4 protein-coding genes are annotated in these 2,941 nt (G+C 44.9%); all 4 read left to right on the plus strand.

The features are described from left to right. Window positions 1-38: 38 nt before the first annotated feature. Window positions 39-929, plus strand: coding sequence for a bifunctional methylenetetrahydrofolate dehydrogenase/methenyltetrahydrofolate cyclohydrolase FolD (folD, locus tag NTU69_05000; protein MCX5802878.1), 891 nt, complete (start codon window positions 39-41; stop codon window positions 927-929). Between the two features lie 60 nt (window positions 930-989). Beyond that, window positions 990-1,205: a hypothetical protein gene (locus NTU69_05005; GenBank protein ID MCX5802879.1), complete on the plus strand. Its 216-nt coding sequence runs from the start codon at window positions 990-992 to the stop codon at window positions 1,203-1,205. A gap of 92 nt (window positions 1,206-1,297) precedes the next feature. Continuing rightward, window positions 1,298-2,242, plus strand: a complete 945-nt coding sequence (locus NTU69_05010; protein ID MCX5802880.1) for an acetyl-CoA decarbonylase/synthase complex subunit delta — start codon at window positions 1,298-1,300, stop codon at window positions 2,240-2,242. 9 nt (window positions 2,243-2,251) lie between these two features. After that, window positions 2,252-2,941: carbon monoxide dehydrogenase (locus NTU69_05015; protein ID MCX5802881.1), on the plus strand; the 690-nt coding region annotated here is incomplete at its 3' end.

Genomic DNA, 2,941 nt, shown 5'->3' on the forward strand with positions numbered 1-2,941 from the left:
GGGATGGTCGCCCATCATAAATCATGCACGGAGGGTTCATGTCTGCTAAAATCATAAGCGGAACGGAAATAGCGGCGAAAATCAGGGAAGAATTAAAGGAAGAGGTAATACATCTTAAAGAAAAATATGGAATTGTACCCGGGCTTGTCACGATTATAGTTGGGGAAAACCCGGCATCTGTAAGCTATGTCACGGCGAAACAGAAAACGGCAAAAGAACTTGGCTTTTATTCTATTCAGGAGGATACGCCCGAAGATGTTTCCGAGGAAGCACTCCTCGCATTAATCAATAAACATAATAAAGACCCTAAAATACACGGAATACTTGTACAGTTGCCGTTACCGAAACATATCAATGAAACGAAGGTGCTCTATGCGATAAACCCTGATAAGGATGTGGACGGATTTCATCCGGTCAATGTTGGAAGGCTTATGATGGGGGAAGCACGTTTTTATCCCTGCACACCTTACGGGATACAGCAGTTGCTTATCAGAAGCGGTATTACAATCGATGGCGCCGAGGTCGTGGTTGTCGGGAGAAGCAACATCGTAGGGAAACCGATTGCAATGATGCTTATACAGAAGGCAAAAGGAGCAAATGCAACGGTGACAATATGTCATACAGGAACAAAAGACCTTGCCTTCCATACAAGAAGGGCTGATATACTTATTGTTGCTGCAGGGAGGCCAAAGGCAATAACGTCTGACATGATAAAAGAGGGTGCAGTGGTAATAGATGTGGGTGTAAATAGAATAGGGATTACGCCTGAAGGAAAGGCAAAACTGTGTGGGGATGTTGATTTTGAGGCAGTGAAGGAAAAAGCTGCGGCAATTACACCTGTGCCAGGAGGTGTGGGGCCTATGACGATAACAATGCTGATGCTGAATACAATAAAGGCAGCAAAGATGACAGTAAGCAGTAAGGAGTAGACAGTAAGCAGATGAGATAAAGAGAAGGCAAACACTGAATTATATGAGATGGAGGTTTAAATGGCTGATTATTCATACGAAGAAAAAGAAAATTTTGAGGGGAAAAAGGTTAGGGTTTTAGGACCCACCTATGAAGAAGGCAAACCTGAGAGTAGCGGCAACTGGAAGGAAAAACTTGGAACACGTGATGATGCCATGAACTATCTGAGGACAGCTCTCCGTTACTGGTATAGCAAAGACTGGTATGGAAGCGAGAAACGGAAACAAGAAGCATGATTTTTTTAGCGTAGAGCGTTGAGCATAGAGCGGAGAGTTTAAACTCCATGCTCTCAGCCCCAAGCTCTCAGCTAATAAAGACAGGAGGGGAGATGGCGTTTGAGATTCCAAAGATAAATTATACTGGTAAGATAAGAGAGGTAAGCATTGGGATGGGGCAGAAGGCAATAAAGATAGGAGGAGAAGGGTGCTACCCATTCTATTTATTTGAAGGAAAGATGCCCAATCCTCCGAGGGTAGCCTTTGAAGTGTGGGATCATGAACCCCAGGACTGGCAGGACTGGGCAATAGAGCCATTCAAGGATGTAATTCATGACCCTGTTGCATGGGCGAAAAAATGTGTGGATGTCTATGGGGCAGAGATCATCACCCTCCAGTTAAAAAGTGCAGACCCGAATGGCATGAACAGGGATGTAGAGGATGTTGTAGCAGTTGTAAAGAATGTTGTGGACGCTATGGATATTCCGCTTATTATGTGGGGTTGTGGAAACGATGAAAAGGACGCTGCCCTGCTACGGAGGGTAGTTGAAATATGTGAGGGCAAAAATGTTTCTATAGGCCCGCTCGCTGAAAAAAATTACAAACAGATTGGCGCCATGGCAATTGGATATAGTCAGGTTGTGATTGCATCAACGCCGATAGATGTGAACCTTGCAAAACAGTTGAATATTCTCCTCGGGAATCTGGGTGTGCAGGATGAAAAGATTATTGTTGACCCCACAACAGGCGGTCTGGGTTATGGGCTTGAATACTCTTATTCTGTGATAGAAAGAGACAGGATGGCAGCACTTACTCAGGAAGATGTAAAATTGCAATACCCTATTGTGTGTAACCTTGCGCATGAGGTCTGGAAGACAAGGGAAACAAGACTGAAAAGAGATGATGACCCGAAACTTGGAGACGAGAAGAAAAGGTCGATACTTATGGAGTCAATTACCGCTATGTCCTTACTCATTGCGGGGGCAGACATTGTTATCATGAGACATCCAGAAGGCGTTGCACTGGTAAAGGATATGATTAAAGAATTGATAGTTTAAGGGGGAGGCATGTCAGAAAAGCGAATAAAAAGTATCGATGAAGCAACGATTGAGCTTATACAAAAAGCTGAAAGAGAAAATATCAGTACGGTATTCTCCCGTGCTGATGAAATAAAACCTTGTCCCATAGGGGTTGAGGAGAGTTGCTGTAAGATATGTGCAATGGGACCCTGCAGGCTTCCGCGGTCTAAGAAGGGTGAAAAGAAGGAAAGGATAGGGGTCTGCGGTGCCACGATTGATACTGTTGTGGCGAGGAACTTCGCAAGGAAGGTAGCTGCAGGTGCTGCGTCACATTCTGACCATGCGAGAGAGGTTGTAGAAACATTTATAAAGACAGCTCGCGGTGAGGCGCAGGGTTTTGTAATTAAGGACGAAATAAAACTCCTTGAGGTTGCCCTTGATTTTGGTATTGAGATAGAAGGAAGAGATATTAAGGATATTGCCATTGAGCTCGGTGCGAGGGCACTCGAAGAATTTGGGAAGCAACACGGTGAGCTTGTTTACATCAAAAAGGCACCACTCAAGAGGCAGGAGATATGGAGAAAATACGGGGTTGTTCCGAGAGGGATAGACAGGGAAGTGGTGGAGATTATGCACAGGACACACATGGGTGTTGACCAGGATTACAGGCATATTATCCAGCAGACAACACGCTCGGCCCTTGCGGATGGATGGGGTGGCTCCATGATTTCTACAGAT

Source organism: Pseudomonadota bacterium (genome assembly GCA_026388215.1).
Classification (GTDB): domain Bacteria; phylum Desulfobacterota; class Syntrophorhabdia; order Syntrophorhabdales; family Syntrophorhabdaceae; genus JAPLKF01.